At 67.6% G+C, this 20,685-nt stretch carries 22 protein-coding genes, 2 tRNA genes and 2 pseudogenes; 16 read left to right on the top strand and 10 right to left on the bottom strand.

Annotated features, from left to right (window positions below):
- Positions 1–768: 768 nt before the first annotated feature.
- The 8 genes and pseudogenes from AB1634_11370 to AB1634_11335 all read left to right on the top strand — a co-directional run bounded on the left by AB1634_11370 (position 769) and on the right by AB1634_11335 (position 4,374).
- Positions 769–1,155, top strand: coding sequence for a hypothetical protein (locus tag AB1634_11370; protein ID MEW6220115.1), 387 nt, complete (start codon positions 769–771; stop codon positions 1,153–1,155).
- A 478-nt stretch (positions 1,156–1,633) separates the two neighbouring features.
- Positions 1,634–1,840 carry a hypothetical protein gene (locus AB1634_11365; GenBank protein ID MEW6220114.1) on the top strand — a complete coding sequence of 69 codons (207 nt, stop codon included), beginning with the start codon at positions 1,634–1,636 and terminating at the stop codon, positions 1,838–1,840.
- Positions 1,837–2,091 carry a type II toxin-antitoxin system RelE/ParE family toxin gene (locus AB1634_11360; protein MEW6220113.1) on the top strand — a complete coding sequence of 85 codons (255 nt, stop codon included), beginning with the start codon at positions 1,837–1,839 and terminating at the stop codon, positions 2,089–2,091. The genes AB1634_11365 and AB1634_11360 overlap by 4 nt, the downstream gene beginning before the upstream one ends.
- 249 nt (positions 2,092–2,340) lie before the next feature.
- Positions 2,341–2,553, top strand: a pseudogene (locus AB1634_11355) (type II toxin-antitoxin system RelE/ParE family toxin).
- Positions 2,554–2,593: 40 nt separating this feature from the next.
- Positions 2,594–2,863 (top strand): BrnT family toxin, encoded by a 270-nt coding sequence (locus AB1634_11350; protein ID MEW6220112.1) that lies wholly within the window; start codon positions 2,594–2,596, stop codon positions 2,861–2,863.
- Positions 2,853–3,089, top strand: a complete 237-nt coding sequence (locus AB1634_11345) for a hypothetical protein (protein ID MEW6220111.1) — start codon at positions 2,853–2,855, stop codon at positions 3,087–3,089. Before AB1634_11350 ends, AB1634_11345 begins: the two co-directional genes overlap by 11 nt.
- 3 nt (positions 3,090–3,092) lie before the next feature.
- A pseudogene (locus tag AB1634_11340) lies at positions 3,093–3,249 on the top strand (CopG family transcriptional regulator).
- Positions 3,250–3,315: 66 nt separating this feature from the next.
- Positions 3,316–4,374 (top strand): transposase, encoded by a 1,059-nt coding sequence (locus AB1634_11335; GenBank protein ID MEW6220110.1) that lies wholly within the window; start codon positions 3,316–3,318, stop codon positions 4,372–4,374.
- Between the two features lie 232 nt (positions 4,375–4,606).
- Here the strand turns inward: AB1634_11335 and AB1634_11330 are convergent, their stop codons facing one another.
- From AB1634_11330 to hpt, 8 genes are all read right to left on the bottom strand, one after another.
- A complete protein-coding gene (locus AB1634_11330) occupies positions 4,607–5,461 on the bottom strand; it encodes a DUF3786 domain-containing protein (GenBank protein ID MEW6220109.1) in 855 nt (284 codons plus the stop codon).
- A gap of 136 nt (positions 5,462–5,597) precedes the next feature.
- Positions 5,598–6,419 (bottom strand): LuxR C-terminal-related transcriptional regulator, encoded by an 822-nt coding sequence (locus AB1634_11325; protein MEW6220108.1) that lies wholly within the window; start codon positions 6,417–6,419, stop codon positions 5,598–5,600.
- 419 nt (positions 6,420–6,838) lie between these two features.
- Positions 6,839–6,994, bottom strand: coding sequence for a hypothetical protein (locus AB1634_11320; protein MEW6220107.1), 156 nt, complete (start codon positions 6,992–6,994; stop codon positions 6,839–6,841).
- Positions 6,995–7,086: 92 nt separating this feature from the next.
- Positions 7,087–8,166 carry a cytochrome c3 family protein gene (locus AB1634_11315; GenBank protein MEW6220106.1) on the bottom strand — a complete coding sequence of 360 codons (1,080 nt, stop codon included), beginning with the start codon at positions 8,164–8,166 and terminating at the stop codon, positions 7,087–7,089.
- Positions 8,167–8,452: 286 nt separating this feature from the next.
- Complete coding sequence (locus tag AB1634_11310; GenBank protein ID MEW6220105.1) at positions 8,453–10,243, bottom strand: diguanylate cyclase; 1,791 nt, start codon at positions 10,241–10,243, stop codon at positions 8,453–8,455.
- A 186-nt stretch (positions 10,244–10,429) separates the two neighbouring features.
- Positions 10,430–10,506 (bottom strand) — tRNA-Arg (locus AB1634_11305).
- Positions 10,507–10,543: 37 nt separating this feature from the next.
- Entirely contained in the window at positions 10,544–11,917 is a 1,374-nt protein-coding gene (bioA, locus tag AB1634_11300) for an adenosylmethionine--8-amino-7-oxononanoate transaminase (GenBank protein ID MEW6220104.1), read from the bottom strand.
- A gap of 16 nt (positions 11,918–11,933) precedes the next feature.
- A complete protein-coding gene (gene hpt / locus AB1634_11295) occupies positions 11,934–12,452 on the bottom strand; it encodes a hypoxanthine phosphoribosyltransferase (protein MEW6220103.1) in 519 nt (172 codons plus the stop codon).
- A gap of 325 nt (positions 12,453–12,777) precedes the next feature.
- On the opposite strand from hpt, the gene AB1634_11290 reads away from it, so the two are divergent.
- A complete protein-coding gene (locus tag AB1634_11290) occupies positions 12,778–14,094 on the top strand; it encodes an amidohydrolase (GenBank protein ID MEW6220102.1) in 1,317 nt (438 codons plus the stop codon).
- On the opposite strand, the gene AB1634_11285 is transcribed toward AB1634_11290, so the two are convergent.
- On the bottom strand, positions 14,095–14,757 hold the full coding sequence (locus tag AB1634_11285) for a protein-L-isoaspartate(D-aspartate) O-methyltransferase (protein ID MEW6220101.1): 663 nt from the start codon (positions 14,755–14,757) through the stop codon (positions 14,095–14,097). It lies immediately after the preceding gene.
- Positions 14,748–15,122 carry a hypothetical protein gene (locus AB1634_11280; protein MEW6220100.1) on the bottom strand — a complete coding sequence of 125 codons (375 nt, stop codon included), beginning with the start codon at positions 15,120–15,122 and terminating at the stop codon, positions 14,748–14,750. The genes AB1634_11285 and AB1634_11280 overlap by 10 nt, the downstream gene beginning before the upstream one ends.
- Positions 15,123–15,307: 185 nt before the next feature.
- On the opposite strand from AB1634_11280, the gene AB1634_11275 reads away from it, so the two are divergent.
- From AB1634_11275 to AB1634_11245, 7 genes are all read left to right on the top strand, one after another.
- Positions 15,308–16,282: a hypothetical protein gene (locus AB1634_11275; protein ID MEW6220099.1), complete on the top strand. Its 975-nt coding sequence runs from the start codon at positions 15,308–15,310 to the stop codon at positions 16,280–16,282.
- Positions 16,283–16,348: 66 nt separating this feature from the next.
- Positions 16,349–16,424, top strand: a tRNA-Phe gene (locus AB1634_11270).
- Between the two features lie 206 nt (positions 16,425–16,630).
- On the top strand, positions 16,631–16,822 hold the full coding sequence (locus AB1634_11265) for a type II toxin-antitoxin system HicB family antitoxin (protein MEW6220098.1): 192 nt from the start codon (positions 16,631–16,633) through the stop codon (positions 16,820–16,822).
- Positions 16,819–17,007 (top strand): type II toxin-antitoxin system HicA family toxin, encoded by a 189-nt coding sequence (locus AB1634_11260; protein ID MEW6220097.1) that lies wholly within the window; start codon positions 16,819–16,821, stop codon positions 17,005–17,007. The genes AB1634_11265 and AB1634_11260 overlap by 4 nt, the downstream gene beginning before the upstream one ends.
- 161 nt (positions 17,008–17,168) lie before the next feature.
- Positions 17,169–17,705, top strand: a complete 537-nt coding sequence (locus AB1634_11255) for a shikimate kinase (GenBank protein MEW6220096.1) — start codon at positions 17,169–17,171, stop codon at positions 17,703–17,705.
- 9 nt (positions 17,706–17,714) lie between these two features.
- Positions 17,715–18,776 (top strand): chorismate synthase, encoded by a 1,062-nt coding sequence (aroC, locus tag AB1634_11250; GenBank protein MEW6220095.1) that lies wholly within the window; start codon positions 17,715–17,717, stop codon positions 18,774–18,776.
- Positions 18,777–18,818: 42 nt separating this feature from the next.
- On the top strand, positions 18,819–20,399 hold the full coding sequence (locus AB1634_11245) for a glycogen/starch synthase (protein ID MEW6220094.1): 1,581 nt from the start codon (positions 18,819–18,821) through the stop codon (positions 20,397–20,399).
- The last annotated feature ends 286 nt before the right edge of the window (positions 20,400–20,685 follow it).

The raw sequence follows: 20,685 nt of genomic DNA, 5'->3' as shown, positions 1-20,685 counted from the left end.
ATGCTGGGCAACAACGGCCTGGATGGCTTCCAGGTCCCCGGCATCGAGCTGGCGTCCGCGAATGCGGTGGAGTATCTCCGACAAGACAACACCTCCCTCGTGGGAGGTGTCTTACCAGAAATCGGAAATTGTCGCCCGCACAAAATGCATACCCTGTGATCAGGTACGACGGGACGCTACCTTACCCCTGATCCAATTGGATTAGAGGGTGGAATCAATCCCGTATGTTTATGCCGAGAACGATCCGGTCAACTTGGTCGATCCAGATGGGCTACTCCCTATTATACCAATATTTATTGGCGTAGCTTTGTTCGTAGGGTCACAATCGTCAAGTTTCCAACATGCTGCGGGCGATTCTGCGCAATACTGGGCAGACAGGCAAGTTGAATCTGGGAACTGGCTCTACGGGATTCCTGGGGCTTTTGCAACATTGGCTGACCCCTGCAATGCACAGACAACAGCAACAGTCCTTGGAGTCGGATCAGCCGCTGGCGCTTATTTGGGCAGACCTTTCTGGCAATACTATCCTGCGGGCACCCCCGGATATAGCAGCCCATGGATAACCCGAGGATGGGGATGGCGACCACCCTATCAAACCGGCCCTGAAGCTGTCCAGAAGCTTGCATTACCCCCATGGAACCCAGCTACTGCCGTTCGTCCCATCTCACCGTCGCCCTTCAAATACATTGGCGGACCAAGAACTGTTACACCTCAGCCCCAGTGGGGGCAACCCGGTGGTGGTTTTGAATACAGAATCGGGGGTTTCTAATGGCCTTCATAAAGGTGTTCAATGCATTGATCCGTCTGACAGGATGGTCTCCACTGGGCAAACAAGTTTTGCTCAGAATAGATGATGCCTTCGAGAGAACCCTTAACGGCCTCAAGCTTGCCGGACGGCTCACTAATTTGAATCAAGACGGATCTGCCGTTATTGAACTCGAAAGACCCTTTCCCTTAAGAGATGAATTTGTAACGCACGTGCAGGCTGTGCCACGGCATCACGGTTATGATTTCTATTATCTCTACTGGGGTTTGATTGCCGTTGAATTGACTAATCCGAATAGCATGAATGTTTCAACCAAAGAACCAACAGAGGGCAGAATTGCAATCGCGTCTCTTCGGATCATCAAATCCAGTGAAAATCGGACAACCTGAGAATACAGGCTGTGCAGGGTGAGCAGGTTTTTTGCTAACGAATCATTCCAGCGGACCCGGCAATCCGTGGTGCATTGAAAGTCAGTGGTGCAATTCCAGGTTCGTTGCCATTTCGGCCGGGCCGCTGAATTTTGTGTTCGCGGGGACGTTCGGGACGTTCGTGCTCAGAGCGCTTGACAGCCCCGATCGGGGCATGATACCGTCCAGCCATGCCTCGCCAACGCCGCTTGGACGCCCCGAGTATCCTCCACCACGTGATCGCCAGGGGGATCGAACGTCGTCCCCCTGTTCCTGGACCCGCCGATTACCAGGACTTCCTGCGCCGGCTCAACAGCGACCGCGAGTAGCGTGGCGGCCTCACGGGCAAGCACCTTGGGCCGGCGCGTTGGCCGGGGCGTTCGCTGCTGAAGGAAGGTTGAATCACAGCACGGAGCTCCGCTATTCTGGAAAGAAGTCTGATGATCGATGGTGACGCGTTATGATTAGCATACACCCTCAGTACATACTGGACGAAAAACAGCGACGCAAGGCGGTCCAACTTCCCCTTGGCGAATGGGAAGGGATCCTTGAGGAGCTGGAGGAGTTGGATGATATCCGTGCGTACGATGCCGCAAAAAAGGGCCCACAAGATGCGATTCCTTTTGAACAAGCAGTGCGGGAGCTTCGCGAGGATCACGACGAGTGACGTATACCGTCGAAATCCTCCGGTCCGCCCAGAAAGGACTTGCCAAGGGTCACCGCGAGGATCAACCAAGGGTGATCGAGGCCATTCGCCAACTGGCAGAGGATCCGTGTCCTCCTGGAAGAAAGAAGCTCTCTGGGCGACCAGCTTGGCGGATTCGGATTGGGCAGTACAGAGTCATATATGAAATCCACGATGCACAGCTTCTCGTTCTGGTCGTTACGATCGGGCACCGTAAGGAAGTCTACCGATAGCGAATCGTGAGACGGACGGGACGAGACGAACGGGGGACGAGGGGACGGTCTTGACTGTTTCGACTCATCGTTGAACAGTGAACTGGGACGTCAACTTGCCAGCAGTGTCCGCATCCAGGGATGTTCCGAGCTTCGCCGTCGCGATGCAAACCTTTCCTCACGTCCGGTGGAGCGCTTCCCAAACAGGCTGGGTGTGGTGGCGCTGGCGAGGACGTTGACCTGCGTCACATGACACGGTAGCCTGCTGTCGTGATCAAGTCCTTCGCGAACAAGCGCACCCGGGAGCTTTTCTGAACGGGCAGGCGTAGTGGTTCCCAGCTGACGCGGCATCTCGCGCCGCGAGGAAGCTGGAGTACCTGCACCTGGCCACATGGCTCGAGGACCTCCGCGTTCCTCCCCGGCAACCGACTGCACGCCCTCGAGGGTGACCGAAAAGGCCAGTACTCGATCTCCATCAACAGCACAACAAGACGTAGAGAGACATTAGGTATAGGAATAAACAATGGAATTCGAGTGGGATCCGAACAAGGCTCAGACCAATTTCACAAGGCACAACGTCACGTTTTCCGAGGCTGCTACCGTATTCAGCGATCCATTCGACATCACCATCGCCGATCCGGATCACTCCGAGGGAGAGTTTCGCTTCCTTTCCATTGGCCGCAGTGAAGCTGGTCGGTTGCTTGTTGTCGGCTATACCGAACGGAACAACCACATCCGAATCATTACAGCCCGAGAGGCGACTCCACGGGAGGCTCGCAACTATGCATCCTGATCAAAAGAGCAATACGGAAGATGACATGCGTCCAGAGTATGATTTCTCTGGAGGTGTTCGCGGAAAGCATTATCAGGCGTATCGGCAGGGTACCAATCTGGTGCCACTGGACCCGGACGTAGCCCAGATGTTTCCAGACCCGGTTGCGGTAAACGAGGCCCTTCGTCTTCTTGTAAGACTTGCCAAACAGGGCGTCCCATCAACGGCAAAGGCCGAAATCGGGTAGGAGGTGGCGAGTGAGCTCGACAAGCGCTTCGTCGACGGCGAGAGCGTCTGTCGACGAGCTCGACATGGACTCGGCGCGCCGGCCCCTGCAGGAGTCTCGCCGAGTCAACATCGACTTCCCCGTGTGGATGGTCGAGCGGCTCGGTCGCGAGGCCAAACGGCCGGCAGCGGGACGTTCGTGCCCAGAGCGCTTGACAACCCTGACCAGGGCATGATACCGTCCAGCCATGCCTCGCCAAAGCCGCCTGGACGCCCCGGGCATTCTCCACCACGTGATCGCCAGGGGGATCGAGCGTCGTCCCCTGTTCCTGGATCCGGCCGATTACCAGGACTTCCTGCACCGGCTGGAAGGGGCCACCGAACGGGGACGGTGGACGGTCCTCGCCTGGGCTCTCATTCCCAACCATTTCCACCTTCTGGTGCGGACCGGCCCCGTGCCCCTGGCCGCGATGATGCGGAGCCTGATGACGGGCTATGCGCAGGCCTGTAATCGGCGGCACGGCCGCCATGGGCATGTGTTCCAGAACCGGTACAAGTCGATCCTGTGTGACGAGGAGAGGTATCTCCTGGAGCTGGTCCGCTATCTGGGCCTCAATCCCTTGCGGGCTGGCGTCGTGGCCGATCTGGAGCAGCTGGACCGGCATCCCTACTCCTCGCACTCCGCCCTCATGGGCACCATCCAGCGGCCCTGGCAGGCGGTGGACGAGATCCTGGGCCAGTTTGGGCCGAAGCCTGATGAAGCTCGACGCCGGTACCGGGAGTTCGTGGCGGCGGGGATCGCCCAGGGGCACCGGCCGGAGCTGGTGGGTGGCGGCCTGATCCGAAGCGCGGGCGGCTGGGCGGAGGTGCTGAGCCTGCGGAGCCGCAAAGCGGCCATGGCGGCCGACGAGCGGATCCTGGGGGATGGAGCCTTTGTGGAGGCGACGCTTCAGGCCGCCGCGTCGCAGACGAGGGAGACGCTCCGGCTCAGCCAGCAGCGGCTGAGCCTGCCGCAGCTGGAGGCCAGGGTGGCGGTGGCGGCCGGGCTGGAGCCAGGTGAGCTGCGGACCGCCGGCCGCCGGCTGCCCCTGGTGGAGGCCCGCCGGGCCTTCAGCCAGCTGGCGGTGCGCATCCATGGGTATAGCGGGGCCGAGGTGGCACGCTACCTGGGGGTGACGACCTCCTGCGTCAACCGGGCGGCGGGAAAACCGGATCTGACAGCCCTGGCCAGAAGCCTCCACCCGCTTGCGCCGTCCGACCGTTCCTGGCGCCCTCCCTCCGGGGGTCCACCCGCCGCCCGGCACTGACTGCCCTGGCCCCCTGTCCCCAGCCCCTTTCGTCCTGCCGCGCCAAGGCCGTCCTGACGCCCCGGGTGCCCTGCACCACGTGATCGCCCGGTGTATTCATCGTCCCCTGTGCCTGGGTCCTGACGACGACGATGAGCTCCTGCGCCGGCTCGCAGGGTCCAGCTCCCGACCCCAGACCAGTCCGCCCCGGATACAGGGCCGCGATGGTGCAGGCGCGGACCATGGAGGGCGCTCATGCAAGCGGTTGCCGTGGAAGCGCCGGCGTGACGTCAAACAGCCGGCCGTCGCGGCTGTGGCGGACGATGAGGGCCCGGAACATCTCCACCAGGCCTCGGCCCAGGAGGTAGAGGCACTGGGCGGTGCTGTTGGCCGTGGCGGTCCGGTCCAAGAGGATGTTGAGCTGGGAGGGGAATTCCTCCTCCGGTTGCCAGTAGTTGACGAGGAAGGGCACGCCGGGAAGGGGCTGGATCACCAGGGACCGGTCGGCGTTGGTGACGCCGGCGAGGGGCCTGGCGCCAAAAAGCCGCAGGATCTCGAAGAACAGCTCCGGATGGGCGTCAGCCAACCGGTGCATCTCCTGCTCGCAGCGGTGGGCGAAGAACCGCTGCCAGTCACCGGTTCCTGCCAACTCGCCGAAGGCCACCCACTGCCCTGCCGGGGCCAGGCCCTGGCCATGCAGGATGAAACCCAGGAGAGGCACCTGGACCCAGGTGTTCCGGTGGCAGTGGGAGACCAGATCGCCGTTGGCACGGATCCGGAGCTCCTTGCCCAGGCAGGTAACCACCACCATCCCGTCCACCAGGGGCAGGCCGAGCCGCCGGGCGGCCGCAGCCAGATCGGTGTTGGCCACCTCCTGCCGGTAGCGGTCCAGGAGGTGCTCCCGCACCTCTTCGCCCCCCGGGCTCGCCGGCCGGGGCGTCGCCGGACCGGCGGTGGTACCGGCAGCCACGTGGGGGCAGTCGGCCAGGTCCCGTTGTCCCTGGGCTACCGCCACGGCAAAGGCCATGCAGGACGGCAGCAGGCATTCCTTGCAGTTGGTCTTGGCGAGGAGCTTGAAGATCGCGAGGGGTTGCAGGGGTGGCGCCATGGCAGATCCTCCAGCGGCACAGAATTCTGGAAGAAAACCCTGCAAGGCGGCTTGCCGCATCACCCGTTCGGGGGATGCGGGTGTTTTTTTCCCCCCCAGGGCAGAAGGGGAGGGACGGCCCAGAGGCGGCGCGGCCTCAGATCAGCCGGTGCCGCACCGCCAGGGCCGCAGCCTGGGCCCGGTCGCGCACTCCCAGCTTGTCGTAGATATGCACCACATGGCTCTTCACGGTGTGGGGGCTGATGGCCAGGGTCCGGGCGATCTCGGGGTAGCTGGCGCCCCGGGCCAGGAGCCCCAGAACCTGGAATTCCCGGCCGGTGAGCAGGGCGGCCAGCGCCGGCCGGCCGCCAGCCGGCTCGGCATGGCGTGCCGGCAGGTCCAGGGCCACGGTGCCGGTCAGCCGTCCCTGGCGGTCCAGCACCGGATAGACGGCCTTCTGCTCCATGGGGGCGGCCAGGCCGGGGCACTGGTCAAGGTCGGCCCGACCAGTGGCGAGCGCGCCGGCAAAGGCCAGGCAGCTGGGCTGGCCGCAACGGCCGCAGTTGGTCCGCGGCAGAATTCGGTACACCTCCAGGGCAGGCACGGGCCGGACCCGCCGGAAGTCCGGCTCCAGAACGCCCTTCCGGGCATGAAGGCCGTTGAGATGGCACAAAAGCCGCTCCCCGAAGCGGACCACCTGGTCGTGATCCTGGAAGGCAGCGGCGATGATGTCGTGGGCATACAGATGGCAGTGGATGCCGTCGAAGACGAACTGGACCCGTTCGGGTGCGTCGAGGTAGCGGGCGCCGGGCACCGTGCGGTTGAGATAGGGGAAGAGCGGGGTGAGATCGGTGTCCACCGTCAGCCGCGCGCCCAGCCGGGGAGAGGGACAGGCCATGATGCCGGCCCGCTGCACCGTCATGCTGGTGAAGCCGGCGAGAAAGGGCGTGCAGGGCGCATGGCTGCGGGGGCGGTCCATGCCTGGGACCATACCCGAGCCCAGCGTCCGCGACAAGCCCTTCGCCACGCCTCGGATTGGCGACAGGGCTTCAGAGGGGGTGAAGCCGTCGGGGGCAGCTCGGCCACCTCGGCTGGCCAGCCGGCCAGGCTTGACGGGCCGCAGGCCGAGGTCCAGGTGGCGCAGGCGTCCCCCCGGACAGCCGTCGCAGCAGGCCTGGCACAAAGCCCGGGTGAGGCGGATGGAGTCGTACCGGGCCCGACCCGGCTATCGAAGAGCAGGCCGCCCAAGCTGCCGACTTTCTCACCGGCAAGGCCCATGGCCGGCCAACGTACCTGGGCGGGCGCGCCACCGGTTGGTCATCCGGCTCCATGCCCGGGGGCGAAGGCGAAACCGGGGCAGGCGTTGTGACGGGCCAGCCCGGCCGCAGCCGGCCGGGATCAGCGTCCGGCCCGCGTCTGGGAAGAGCTGCCCTTGGCCTGGCCGCCCGTGGCGACCTTGCCCTGGCCGACATCGCCGTGGTGCTTGCCGCCCGAGGCCAGGGCGAGGCCAGTGCCGAAGAGCACAATGAGGCATGCCGCGATGAGCTTTTTCATGGGGTCTCCTCCTTTTTCGGGCTGATGCGGCGGCACGAAGACCGTGGGAGCGCGACCGGCCGGCCGCCAGACCGATCTGGCCCCAGCCCGCTCTAATCCTTGTCGGTGTGGCAGGTGAAGCAGCCGGTGCCTTCCGCCATGCTGGCGTAGTCCCAGCGCAGCAGGTCCGGCTGATCCGAGCCGTGGGGCCGGTGGCAGGACAGGCAGGAGACCACCGCCTCGGTGCGGCGCGGCTGGGTCGGATCCAGCCAGGCCACCGGCGCCTCGGTGCTGGAATCCGTCACCGGGTTGTAGGCCGCATACTCCCCCACCTCCGGCAAGAGAATGTCGGTGGGATGGCGCAGCCAGGTGTCGCCAGCCCCCCGGATTCTGGTGCTGTCGTGGAACAGGCCGTGGCACCCCCCGCAATAGCTGCTGATGCTCTGGGTCCGGGCCAGACCCAAGGCGCCGGGGCTGGCGTCCCGGTCATGGCCATGCTGCAGGTTGTGGCTGCCATCGGCCACCTGCTCCCAGTCAGCATCCTCGACCCCGGTCACGTAGCAGTCGCCGGTCTGGTGCCCCACCAGGAACCGGTAGCGATCGTTGTCCTGGTGGTGGAAGACCTGGTAGTGGCAGCCCTTGCAGCCGCCACCATTGTTGTATTGGCTGGAGCCGGGCTCCCGGGCCAGGCTGTCATGGCAGGAGTTGTTGCAGCCGCCGAGCTTCCCCGGCGCCACCGCCAGGACCTGGTCCTCGCCGGCGATGCCGCGGACGTTGTGGCCGTACCCGTCCCCGTTGGCGACCACCCAGTGGAAGTTGCCTCCGGCCAGGGGGTTGACGGGCGGCACCGTGTTATAGACCACCGGGATGCGGACCCCGCCCACCTGGATGATGGTCTCCGAGGTCGTCGAGGAGTGGCAGCCGACGCAGTCGCTGATGAGCAGGGACTCCACCGGCCCGCCGGCGGGGCCGGCCAGGCGACCGCTGGCATCCCAGCCGGCGCCGGTTCCTGCCGCCGCCACCGGCTGACCGGCCTGGGAGTTGTGCATGGTGTGGCAATTGGCGCAGACGCCGCTCACCCGGCTGCTGGCCGGGCTGGCTGCCACACAGCTGCCGGCCAGGAGCACGCCGGCCAGCGTCCGGCGCCAAGCCAGCTGGCCTGATGGCCGGGCCGCTTTGCACAAGGAAGGCATGACTTCTCCCCCACCGGTACCCGTTCTTGTTCAGTTGCTGCAGCTGCAGCCGCCCGGCCCGGCCTGTGGATCGCCACCGGCGGTCATGGCCGGAATGTACCCGTCACGCCGGCACATGACAATAATTTTTGTCAGGATAACCAGAAAATGCTGCTGTCAGCTCGGACCCCGGCCGGGCCGGCTGATTGGGCCGCGGCCATCATGCTTGTCGAAGTGGGGCAGGGGGGGGCCGGGCAGGACCCGGCAAGGGCTTATTGGGAAGCGCGGCCGGCAGCGGCGACCGGGGTTATCCGGCCTGGGGCGCTTCAGACGGGACCCGCACCAGGTTGCGACCGTCCCGCTTGGCGGTGTAGAGGGCCGCATCCGCTGCGGCGATGAGGGCGTCGGCCGTGGTCCCATGGCCGGGGCAGCAGGCGACACCGATGCTCACCGTGCGCTGGATGCAGGTGAGGTCCGGGCCGGCGAAGGTATACCCCTCCACCTGGCTGCGCAGCCGCTCCGCCACCCCCAGGGACTCCTCCAGTCCCTTGCCGGGAATCAGGATCACGAACTCCTCGCCCCCATACCGGCAGGGGATGTCCTCGTGCCGGACATTGCTCTGGATGAGCCGGGCCATCTGCACCAGCAGCTGGTCGCCCACCTGATGGCCGAAGGTGTCGTTCACCTCCTTGAAGTGGTCAAGATCCAGCATCAGAAGGCAGAAGCCATCCTCGGGCAGGCGCTGGAAGCGGTGCACCAGGTCGTGCAGCTTGGTCATCAGATAGCGCTTGGTGTAGAGGCTGGTCAGGCTGTCCGTGATCGCCATGTCGTAGAGGCGGGCGTTGGTGAAGGCGATGGAGACGTGCTGGGTGACCGCGGCCACCAGCTTCATCTCGGCCGCCACGAACTCCTGGCCCGGCTTCTTGGCCACCGCGATGAGTCCGAACTGGGTGTCTTTGAACAGCAAGGGGATCAGGACCCGGGTGTGGCCGGCCAGGAACACCGGGCTGGTGAAGCGCTCGTCGAGCCAGCGGCGGAACTCCTGCCGGGAGAGGGCGGGATGCGGGGCGTGGGGGGCGTCCGGCGAGTAGTCCCGGCGGAACAGCCGCTGGCCCTCTTCCCGCCAGTAGACGGCGAAGTGATTGGGCCTCTTTTCGATGGGGATCACCAGCACCACGCTGTCGGCATCCAGGATCTCGGTGAGCAGGGAGACCACCACCTCCTTGACCTGCTTCCACTCGATGCTGCGGCTCATGCGCTGGACGATGGTGTACAGGGTGGCGATCTCCTTGGCCTTGGCCCGCACCTCGCCCAGATAGCGGCCCACCGCCCGGCTCATGACGTTGAAGGCGGTGCTGATGTCGGCGAACTCGCGGCTGCCGCCCAGCTCCAGCCAGTGGCCGAACTGGCCGTTGCCCAGCCGCTCGAAGCCGTCCAGGAGGCCCCGCACCGGCCGGGTGATGAACCGGGTGACGATGGTGGAGATGAGGACAAAGATCCCGGCCAGGGTGAGCAGACCGGTGAGGAGCAGACGGCTGGCGGTCTGGCGGAGGACGGCATCGAAGGGCGCCAGGGAGGAGTCGAACATGAACACGCCCAGGGTTCGCCGGTCCGGGGCGTGGCAGCCATGGCAGGCCGGCTCGTTGGCGATGGGCAGGATGTTGCGCAGGGTGGGCCGGTCGTGGACATTGAGCAGCGCCGTGCGCTGGCTGACGTGCCGCTCCCCGTCCGTGTGGCAGGCCAGGCATTCCGGCTCCTTCGCCAGGTCCAGGACCTGTCCCCGCAGCTGCGGCTCGCTGGAGAAGACAATGCGGCCGTTGGCGTCCAGCACGCAGATATGGGAAAGCAGGGTGCCCCGGGCGATCTCTTCGATGGAGCTGGTGATCGCCTCGGTGTTGTGCTGGAGCATGGCATGGCGCAGGGCCGACCGGATGGTGAGCCCGGCCTGCACCGCCTGGTTGCGGCTGATCTCGATGAGCTTGCCCCGCTCGAAGCTCCAGATGCCGTACAGGCTCGCCGCCATGGACAGCCCCAGGGCAACGAAGAGGCTGGCCAGGATCTTGACCCGCAAGGACACGGCATTGGGATCGAAGGACACGACATACCTCGGGAACAGCTCGCGACCCGCCACGGCCTGGGCCCGGCCCTGGTGCAGGCTGTATCAGCTCATAATAGCACCGATGGGCGTCCCAGGAAAACCATGATCTGCCGGCAGCCTGCTGCTGCGGCCAGGCCGGGCTGCCGGCGGGTGGAGCGTTGGCACGGTGAGAAGGGGGGAGGGCAATGGTGCGCCCGGAGGGATTTGAACCCCCGGCCTGCGGATTCGAAGTCCGACGCTCTATCCGGCTGAGCTACGGGCGCACAAAGGTCTCTTTCCTACCATCCCGGCGGCCAAAGATCAAGGACGGCCGCCGCCCGGCCAGCCGCTGATGTTGGTGGGGTCGGCCAGGATGGCGTAGAGCCGGTCGGTGATGGCATCGATCTCCGACCAGGTGGTGGAGATGGGCAGCCACAGGTAGACGACATGGCCCAGCGGCCGGATGAAGAGGCCGGCGGCCAGGCCCTGGCGATGGATGGCCCAGCCCACCCGGTCGGCAAAGCTGAAGGGCTCCCTGGTGGCCCGGTCCTTGACCAGCTCCATGGCCACGATCATGCCCAGCTGCCGGACATCCCCCACCCAGGGCAGCTCCCGGAACCGCTCCACCCGGGCGGCCAGGTGGGGGATGCTGCCGGCCAGCCGGGCCAGGGAGCCCTCGGCGGCAAAGACCTCCAGGGAGGCCAGGGCCGCCCGGGCGGCCAGGGGATTGCCGGTATAGGTGTGGCCGTGGTAGAAGGTGCGGTTTTCCCGGTAATCCCCGTAGAAGGCCTGGTAGATCTCCTCGCTGGCCAGGGTCGCGCCCATGGGCAGGAAGCCGGCGGTGAGACCCTTGGACAGGCACAGGAGGTCCGGCTCCACCCCGGCGTGCTCCAGGGCGAACATGCGGCCGGTGCGGCCGAAGCCGGTGGCCACCTCGTCCAGGATGACGTGCAGGCCCCCCTGCCGGGCCATGGCCACCAGCCGCGCCAGATAGCGGGGCGGGTGGATGATCATGCCGCCAGCCGCCTGGATCAGAGGCTCCAGGATGACCGCCGCCAGTCGTTCGCCCCGGGCCGCCAGCAGCTCGGCAAAGGGGGCCAGGCAGGCCAGGGAGCACTCCGGCCCGCGCTCGCCGGCCGGGCAACGGTAGCAGTCGGGGGAGGGGAGGCGGTGGACCGGCAGGGTCAGGTCGCTGAACGCGGCATGGAACTCCGGCACACCGCCCAGGCCCATGGTGCCGATGGTGTCCCCGTGGTAGCCCCGGGCCAGGGCGACCAGCTCCCGCCGCTCGCCCTGGCCGGTGAGCTGCCGGTACTGGAGGGCCATCTTGATGGCCACCTCGCAGGCGGTGGAGCCGTTGTCCGAAAAGAAGACCCGGGTGAGCCGGGGCGGGGTGATGGCCACCAGCTGCTCGGCCAGCAGCACCGCCGGCTCGTGGGTGACCCCGGCCAAGAGGGTATGGGGCAGCCGCTCCAGCTGCCGGGCCACCGCCTGGCGGATATGGGGATGGTTGTGGCCGTGCAGGATGCACCACCAGGAGGAGATGGCATCGAAATAGGGCCGGCCTTGGGGGTCGTAGAGAAAGAGCCCCAAGGCCCGGTCCACCACCAGGGGCGGCACGGTCTCCAGGTCCTGCATCTGGGTGTAGGGGTGCCAGAGGAAACGGCGATCCTTGGCCAGGAGATCGCGGGCCATGGCGGCAAGCGGGGTGCTACCGGCCCCGGAGGTGGTAGACCGCGGCCAGGTTGCGATACTGCTCGGCGCAGTCCAGGCCGTAGCCCACCAGGAAGCCTTCGTGGACGTCGAAGCCCACGTAGTCCACCCAGCAGGGCACGTCCCGCCGCTCCTTCTTGTCAATGAGGGCGCAGATGCGCAGCGAGCTGGGCTCGTGACAGGTGATGATGTCCCGGAGAAAGGCGACGGTGCGGCCGGTATCGACAATGTCTTCCACCAGGAGGACGTCCCGGCCGGCCACCGCCACCTCGATATCCTTGGTGAAGCGCAGCTCGCCGCTCGTGGTGCCGGCGCCATAGCTGGCCACCCGCACGAAATCGATCTCCAGGGGCAGGTCGATGTGGCGCACCAGGTCGGCCATGAAGATGAAGGCGCCCTTCAGGATGCCCACCACCACCAGGGACCGGCCGGCGTAATCCCGGGTGATCATCTGGCCCAGCTCCTGCACCCGCTGGGCAATGGCGCTCTCGGAGAGCACCAGCTCCTTGTCGGTCATGGATGGCTCCTTCGATCCGGGGGGAGGTCGTTGTGCCGGCATCTTACCCAGGAAGGCGCTTCCGGCTCAAGGCGTTTTTGGGCGCCCTGGCCTTGACTTCCCGGGCCTGGCTTTCTAGTCTTGGTGCCGTCCCAGGTGTCGCTCGTTGTGGCGTTGCCGGCCGGCCTGGGATGGACCAAATCCTTGCAGGAGGTGGACGATCATGGGCAGCGGGAACGAGCCCCTGGAGATGATGCGGCAGGGCGCCGGCCAGATCGGGCGGGGCCTGGCCCTGGGCCGGCGGCGGGCCATCAGGGTCCATCCGGCCTGCGACCGGTAGCAGCCCATGGACAGCCATCGACCGGAGGCGGCCGCCGACATCCTCATCACCGGCGGCTGCCTGCTGCCGGTCCACCCCGGGCTGCCGGCGGTGCTCCATCCGGGGTATCTCGCCATCACGGACGGCCGCATCATGAGCCTGGGGCCGATGGCTGACTGCCCGCCGGCCCTGGCAAAGGCTGCCGGCCGGATCCTGGATGCCCGGGACCGGCTGGTCGTGCCCGGCCTGGTCAACGCCCACTGCCACGCCGCCATGACCCTGTTCCGGGGCCTGGCCGATGACCTGCCCCTGGCCACTTGGCTGTTCGAGAAGATCTTTCCCGCCGAGGCCCGGTTCATGGATCCGGAGGCGGTGGCGGCAGCCAGCCGGCTGGCCGCCGCCGAGATGCTGCTGGCGGGCACCACCACGGTCGCCGACGCTTACTTCCACGAGGATGCTGCCGCCGGCGCCCTGGCCGATCTGGGCCTGCGGGTGGTGGCGGCCCAGGGCGTCATCGACTTTCCCGCCCCGGGGGTGCCGGACCCCAGGGAGAACGTGGCCCGGGCCCGGGATTTCCTCGGCCGCTGGCAAGGACGGCACGCCCGGGTGCAGCCGGCGCTTTTCTGCCACGCCCCCTACACCTGCTCCGCCGCCACCCTGGTGGCCGCCAAGGAGGCGGCCTCTGCCGCCGGTGCCCTCTGGCTGACCCACGTGGCCGAGACCCGGGCCGAGGTCGAGCGCTGGCAGGCCGAGCACGGGATGAGCCCCCTCCAGTCCCTGGCCCGCCTGGGGGTGCTGGATCGTGGCTCGGTGCTGGTGCACGGCGTCTGGCTGGATGACGCGGATATCGAGGTCCTGGCAGCCAGCGGCGCCGGGCTCGTGCTGTGCCCGCGGAGCAACCTCAAGCTGGCCTGCGGCATCAGCCCCCTGCCGGCTCTCCTGGCGGCCGGCGTGCCGGTGGCCCTCGGCACCGATGGCGCGGCCAGCAACAACCGGCTCGATCTCTTCTCCGAGCTGGCCTGCTGCCGAGCCTTGCACCGGCGTGCCGTACCGGCGCCGGCGCTTCTGGCCATGGCCACTGCCGGTGGCGCGGCGGTGCTGGGCCTGGGCCGCTGGCTGGGCGCGCTGGCCCCCGGCTACGCCGCTGACGTGGTGATCATCGAGGCGCCGCAGCCCACGGCTGGCGAGGAGGAGGCGGTCTGCCGCCGGCGGGGGGCGGATGTGCGGACCGTGCTGGTGGGTGGCCGGGTGGTGGTGGAGGAGCGCCAGCTCCTGACCGGGGACTTGGCCGGCATCGCGGGCCAGGTCCGGGAGCTGGCCCGCCGGGTGCAGCCGGCGCCCTGATCAGTCCTGCCAGCCGTGGGCGCCCACCAGGCTGACGAAGCGAACGCTCTCGATGGTGCGCTTTCTGATCCGGCCGGACTCCTTCGTCACCACCACCAGGGCCTGGCTCCAGCGGTCGCCCACCGGGATGACCAGCCGCCCGGGGTCCGCCAGCTGCGCCAGCAGCGGGGCCGGGACCTCGGGACCGGCCGCGGTGACGATGATGGCGTCGAAGGGGGCATACTCCGGCCAGCCCAGGGTGCCGTCATCGAGCTTGCAGACGATGTTGGTGTAGCGCTGGCTGTCGAAGAGCCGCCGGGCCTGGAAAAAAAGGGGCCGGAGCCGCTCGACGGTGTAGACCTTGTGGCAGAGGCGGGAGAGGATGGCCGCCTGGTAGCCGGAGCCGGTGCCGATCTCCAGCACCGTCTCCGGGCCGGCCAGCTCCAGGGCCTGGGTCATGAGGGCCACGATGTAGGGCTGGGAGATGGTCTGGCCCTCGCCGATCGGCAGCGGGAAGTCGCCGTAGGCCCGGGCCTGCAGGGCCTCCTCCACGAACAGGTGGCGGGGGATCTCCCCCATGGCCGCCAGCACCCGGGGGTCGGTGATGTGGCGGGGCCGCAGCTGCTCCTCCACCATGCGCTGCCGCGCCTTCTCGTAGTCCAGGCCGGCACCGCTCACGGGGATTCGGTCTCCGTCCGGTCTTCGCCGTCGACGCGGTAGACGCAGGTCCGCACCCGGTCGCCTTCGAAGGTCACCACCACCACCTCTTCCTCCTGATCGCCCAGGTGCCCGCCCACATAGGGCGTCTTGCGCAGGAGGCTGCGGTGGACCTCCCGGTAGATCCACTCCTCCCGGCCGTCCGTCCCGATTCGGCTCTCGTCGGGCGGGCCCAGGGCCATCTCCACATCGGCCCTGGTGCTCTGGCCCTGGATGACCAGGGAAACGTCCGAGGCGAGATGGCGCACCGGCTCGCCCCGGCCGCAGGACGAAAGCAGCAGGCAAAGCGCCAGGAGCGGCAAAGACAGCAGGCAGAGACGTCGCTGGGTCATGATGGCTCCCTGGGGGTTGGAGGCTGATTGCGCAGTAACGTAGCGAAAACGGCCCATTTCTTCAACGGGAAATACGGATGCTGCCCGGAAACAGCCCCGGGCCGGGCTTGACCGTAGTCGGCCGGCCGTACTAGACTCAAGCCATTGACGCTCGGCGTTGGCTGCCGGACCAGCAAGGAGGACGCATGCGCTGCCCCAAGTGTGGCTATATTTCCTTTGATGACCAGGCCGCCTGCGGTCGCTGCCGCCATGATCTGACCCCGGTGCTCCTGGTGCTGCACGGCACCGGCTCCCTGATCACGGCGCCCTTCTTCCTGGGCCCCCTGCTCCATCCCCAGCCGCCCGAAGAGACCATGGCCGCGGAGGAGGCCTACCAGGCCGAGGTCGAGCCCGAGGCCATGGCGTCCCCGGTCCCGGCCGAAGAGGGCATCGCCTTTACCCCCGAAACCGCCGAGGCAGAGATGGCGGGCCTCGAGATCCCGGTCGCCCCGGCGCCGGAGGCCGAGGGCATCGCGTTCTCCCTGCCCGAGGAGCCCCCAACCGTGGCGACCGAGGAGCCGGTGGCGCTGGAGATCCCGGCTGCGGCCGCGGACGAGCCAACCCTGGAATTCCCCTCCCTGGAGCCGCCAGAGGTCGAGCCGGAGACCCGGGCGGTGGTGCCGGAAGAGCCCGCGGTGGCGCCCGACAGAGCACCGGCCCTGGACCTGGAGCTGGATCTGGACCTGGAGGAGCCGGCCGGCGGCGAGGAGCTGCCGGCCGCCGAGATGCCGCAGCTCTCCCTGGACTCCATCGACCTGTCCGACCTTCTGGTCCCGGACGAGGGCACCCTGGATCTGCCCGGCCCCCGGGAGGCCGAGCTGGAGACCCTGCCCGCGGCCGGCGACCTGGACCTGACCCTGGAGGCAGACGCCCTGGCGGCTCCTACCCCCTGGCCGCCGCCCGGCGGGGAGACCGACCTGTCCCTGGACCTGGGGCCTCTGGCCCCCCCGCTCTCCCCGCCCCCCCCAGCCGAAGAGGCCACCACTGTCACGTCCCTGTTCGGCGACCTGGACCTGGAGCTGGACCTGGGCAGCAGCGACGAGGTGGTGCCCCTGCCCGAGACCCCGACCAAGGCCATCCCAGCCGGCTCCGGCCTCACCCTGGAGAAGGACGAGCCTTGAGCCGGCGGCTCGTGAAGGGCTTGACAACCGCCCGGGGTTGGCATATATCTGCCCCGTACCACGCCTGCCGAGATAGCTCAGCTGGTAGAGCACCGGACTGAAAATCCGGGTGTCCCTGGTTCAATTCCTGGTCTCGGCACCAAACATTCATCCGGCAGCAGCCGGTGCAGGGCGAGAGAGCCTGTAATCCTCCGGGGTTGCAGGCTTTTTTGTTGTCCAGCGCGTCCGGCGCCGCCATTTCTGGTCCGTTGCCATTCCGCGCTCAATGTGAGTACCATTGATGGTCAGACCATGGTGGCCCACTGCGAGATTGGACATGGCAGGGTGGTGCCAGGACAGGAGGGACAGATGGAGCGGAAGCTGACGATGGTCTTTTGGAAGGGCGAACGGTTCTGGCTGGGCAAGCTTCTGGAGCATCCGGAGATCATGAGCCAGGGGGAGACCCTGGAGGAGTTGGAGGAGAACCTGCGGGATGCCTACCGGCTGATGGTCATGGACGACGTCCCAGAGAATTACCAGCTCAAGGAGATTGCGCTGTGAGACGGGCTGAGCTGCTGCGGATTCTGGCGCAGGCCGGATGTATGCTGCTTCGCCATGGGGCACGGCACGACATCTACCTGAACCCGGCCACCGGCCAGAAGCAGCCTGTACCTCGCCACGGCGAGATTGACGACCATCTGGCTCGGCACATCAGGAAGTATCTGGGACTGAACGTGGCCGAGTAAGGCACCTCCTGCTATGCCGTTGGGGTGGCGCGGGCCTGGCACGCCCGACGCCACCCGACTCGCCATTTGCCGCCGGTTGCGGTATCCTGCTCCCTGCTTTGCCTGGCCCCCGGGCGTGGCCGGGCGCCCTGGTCGCCGATCTTAGCGGAGCAGCCCATCCTGTGAAGATCATCCTTGTTGGCTACCGGGCCTGTGGCAAGACCACCGTCGGCCGCCTGGTGGCCCGGCGCCTGGGCCTGGACTTTGTGGATCTGGACCGGGAGATCGAGGCCTCCTGCGGCTGCTCGATCCGGGAGCTGGTGGCGGCCCAGGGCTGGGAGACCTTCCGGGCCCGGGAACGGGAGCTCTTGGCCCGGAGCATCGGCCGGGAGAACCTGGTTCTCGCCACCGGCGGCGGTGCCATCCTGCACCAGGAGGTCTGGCCGCGGCTCATGGCCTCCGGTCTGGTGATCTGGCTGGACGCCAGCCACGAGACCATCGTCGGCCGCCTGCAGCGGGATGCCGCCACCGCCGGCCAGCGGCCATCCCTGACCGGGGCCGGCGTGGCCGAGGAGGTGGCGGCGGTGCTGGCCGTCCGTACGCCTCTCTACCAGGCCGGCTGCCACCTGCGCCTCGATACCGACGGCCTGCCGGTGGCGGCGATTGTCGACCGCATCGTGGCCGTGGCCAGCTCCTGGCCAGCCGCAACAGTCCCGTGAGGCCTGATCATGTCCGGCAACACCTTTGGCAAGCTGTTTCGCGTCACCACCTGGGGGGAGTCCCACGGCCCGGCGGTGGGGGCGGTGATCGATGGCTGTCCGCCCGGGCTGCCCCTTGCGGCCACGGACATCCAGTCCGCTCTGGAACGCCGGCGACCCGGCAAGGGCGGCGGGGAGAGCCCCCGCCAGGAGCCGGACCGGGTGGAGATCCTCTCCGGGGTCTTCGAGGGCCGCACCACCGGCACCCCCATCGCCCTGGCCATCGCCAACCGGGACGCCCGGAGCGGCGCCTATGATCAGCTGCGGGAGGTCTTCCGGCCCGGCCACGGCGACTATTCCTATCTCAAGAAATACGGCATCCGGGATCACCGGGGTGGCGGCCGGGCGTCGGCCCGGGAGACTGCGGCCCGGGTGGCGGCCGGGGCGGTGGCCGCGGTGCTGCTGGCCCGTCACGGCATCGAGGTGCTTGCCTACACCGTGGCGGTGGGGGGGGTGGCCACCGAGCGCCGCCTGCTGGCCGAGATCGGGGAGAACCGCCTGTTCTGTCCGGACAATGAGGCCGCCAGCCGCATGGAGGAGCGGATTGCCGCGGTGCGCAGCCAGGGGGACTCCCTGGGCGGCATTGTCGAGATCCTGGCCTCGAACGTGCCGGCCGGGCTGGGGGATCCGGTCTTCGACAAGCTGGACGCCACCCTGGCCCACGCCCTCATGAGCATCGGCGCGGTCAAGGGGGTGGAGATCGGCGCCGGCTTTGCCGTCGCGACCCTGACCGGCTCCCAGAACAACGACCCCTTGACCCCGGAAGGCTTTGCCAGCAACCGGGCCGGCGGCATCCTGGCAGGGGTGTCCAACGGCGACGCCATCGTCGCCCGGGTGGCGGTGAAGCCGATCCCTTCCATCGGCCAGGAGCAGCGCACCATGACCGTAGCCGGCGAGCCCACCACCATCCGCATCGGCGGCCGCCACGACATCTCGGCCATCCCCCGCATCGTGCCGGTCTGCGAGGCCATGGTGCGCCTGACCCTGGCGGACCATCTCCTGCGCCAGCTGGCCATCCGGCCGACAATCTGACCGAGCCCGGGCTGACCGCCCCTTCCAGGAGGACGACCCCCCATGCCCAAGACAAGCCACGCCGCTGAAGCCATCTGGATGGTCAGCCGGGAATACGACCGCCTGGCCGGCGCCGGCGGGGTCAAGGATGTGGCCCGGCAGCTGGCCGAGGCCCTGGTGCGGACCGGTCGCCAGGTCACCGTGGTGCTGCCTGCCTACGGCTTCCTGGAGCCGGCCGCCGCCGGCTTTGCGCCGGCAGGCGATCCTTTTGCGGTGGACATGCCCTATGTGGGCGTGGAGCGGCGGGAGAAGGTGCAGCTGTGGGCGGCCGTCCGCCAGGGGGTGCGGCTGCTCCTGGTGGAGGCCGACCGCTTCCGGGAGAAGCATTCGGTCTACACATACACCGCCGAGGAGGAGGCAAAAGACCCCTTCCACCGCCAGGGCAGCGGCCACTACGACTACTTCGCCATGAACGTGCTCCTCCAGAAGGCCTGCCTGGCCGCCCTCCTCCGGGAAGGGGTACGGCCAGCGGTCATCCATGCCCATGACGGTCACACCGCCATCCTGCCAGCGATGATGCGGGAGCTGGAGGGCTTTCGCCACTGGCTCCGGGATACCGGCGCCCTGGTCACCATCCACAACGCCGGCCTGGGCTACCACCAGGAGGTGGACGATCTGCCCTTTGCCCAGACCATCTGCGGCTTGCCAGGCCGGCTCATCCTCCGCCACCAGCTGCACGGCCGCTTCGATCCCTTCCTGGCTGCCGCCGACTACGCGGTGATGACCACGGTGAGCGAAAACTATGCCCGGGAGCTCCAGGAAACGGATCAGGACCGCCTCACCGGCTGGCTGGGCCACACCCTGGCCGAGCGGGGCGTCCGCATCACCGGGGTCACCAACGGCATCAGCCCGGCGGACTACGATCCCAGTCGGCCGCAGCAGCACGGCCTGGCGGCGGCCTTCGATGCCGGCCGCGGGGATCTGGCCGGCAAAGCGATCTGCCGCCAGACCCTGGTGGACCGCCTCGCTGCCGGTGCCACCCCGGGCCTCGACCAGACCGGCTTTCTGGCCTCCCGGCCCGGCCAGCCGCTTTTCACCCTCATCAGCCGTTTCATGGCCCAGAAGGGGGTGGATCTCCTGGTGGCGGCCCTGGCCGATCTCCTGCCCCGGGACCCGGACTTCCAGGTTCTCATCCTGGGCTCGGGCGCCAAGGATCTGGAGACCGCCCTGATGCAGCTGGCGGCCGACCCGGCCAATCAGGGCCGGCTCTGCCTGCTGCGGGGCTTCTCCGCCACCCTGGCCGACCAGATCTACGCGGCCGGCGACTTCTTCCTCGTCCCTTCCCGCTACGAGCCCTGCGGCCTCACCGACTTCATCGCCCAGCTTTTCGGCAATCTGCCGGTGGTGCACCATGTGGGCGGCCTGGTGAAGGTGGTGGATGGCGAAACCGGACTGGCCTTCCACGAGCCGACCGCCGCGGCCCTGACCGCGGCCATGGAGCGGGCCCTGGCCCTGTTCCGGAGCCAGCCCCAGGCCATCCGCGCCATGCAGCAGGCCGCGGTGCGCCGCATCCATGACCGGCATACCTGGGATCGGGTGGTGAGCCGCTATCTCGACCTCTACCAGCGCGCGCGCCCGCGCTGACCGCCGCTGCCGGCTGCATCGGCCGTGGCCGGCACCCAGCCGGTGCCCACCCCGAGGCGCGGCGCCGGCCGCGCCGCAGCCCCCGTGAGCTCCCTCCACAGAATCCCGCTTGCCGTTCAACAGCTCCTCTCTTGTGTCTTTCCACCTGCCTGTGGCACAACAAAAATGGTGCCTTGTGTCAATCCCCGTTGACAGGTTTTTGCGCATCTCCTTTTGCCGGCCACGCCGGCAGGTGTCATGGGCCAAGGCATTCCGTGGTGGGGTGACCGTGCGAGGTGGCAGGTAT

The sequence above is a fragment of the Thermodesulfobacteriota bacterium genome (genome assembly GCA_040755095.1).
In the GTDB taxonomy this organism is placed as follows: Bacteria; Desulfobacterota; Desulfobulbia; order Desulfobulbales; family JBFMBH01; genus JBFMBH01.
Note: the sequence above shows the minus strand (reverse complement) of the source record. Positions and strands in the feature narration are given on the sequence as shown.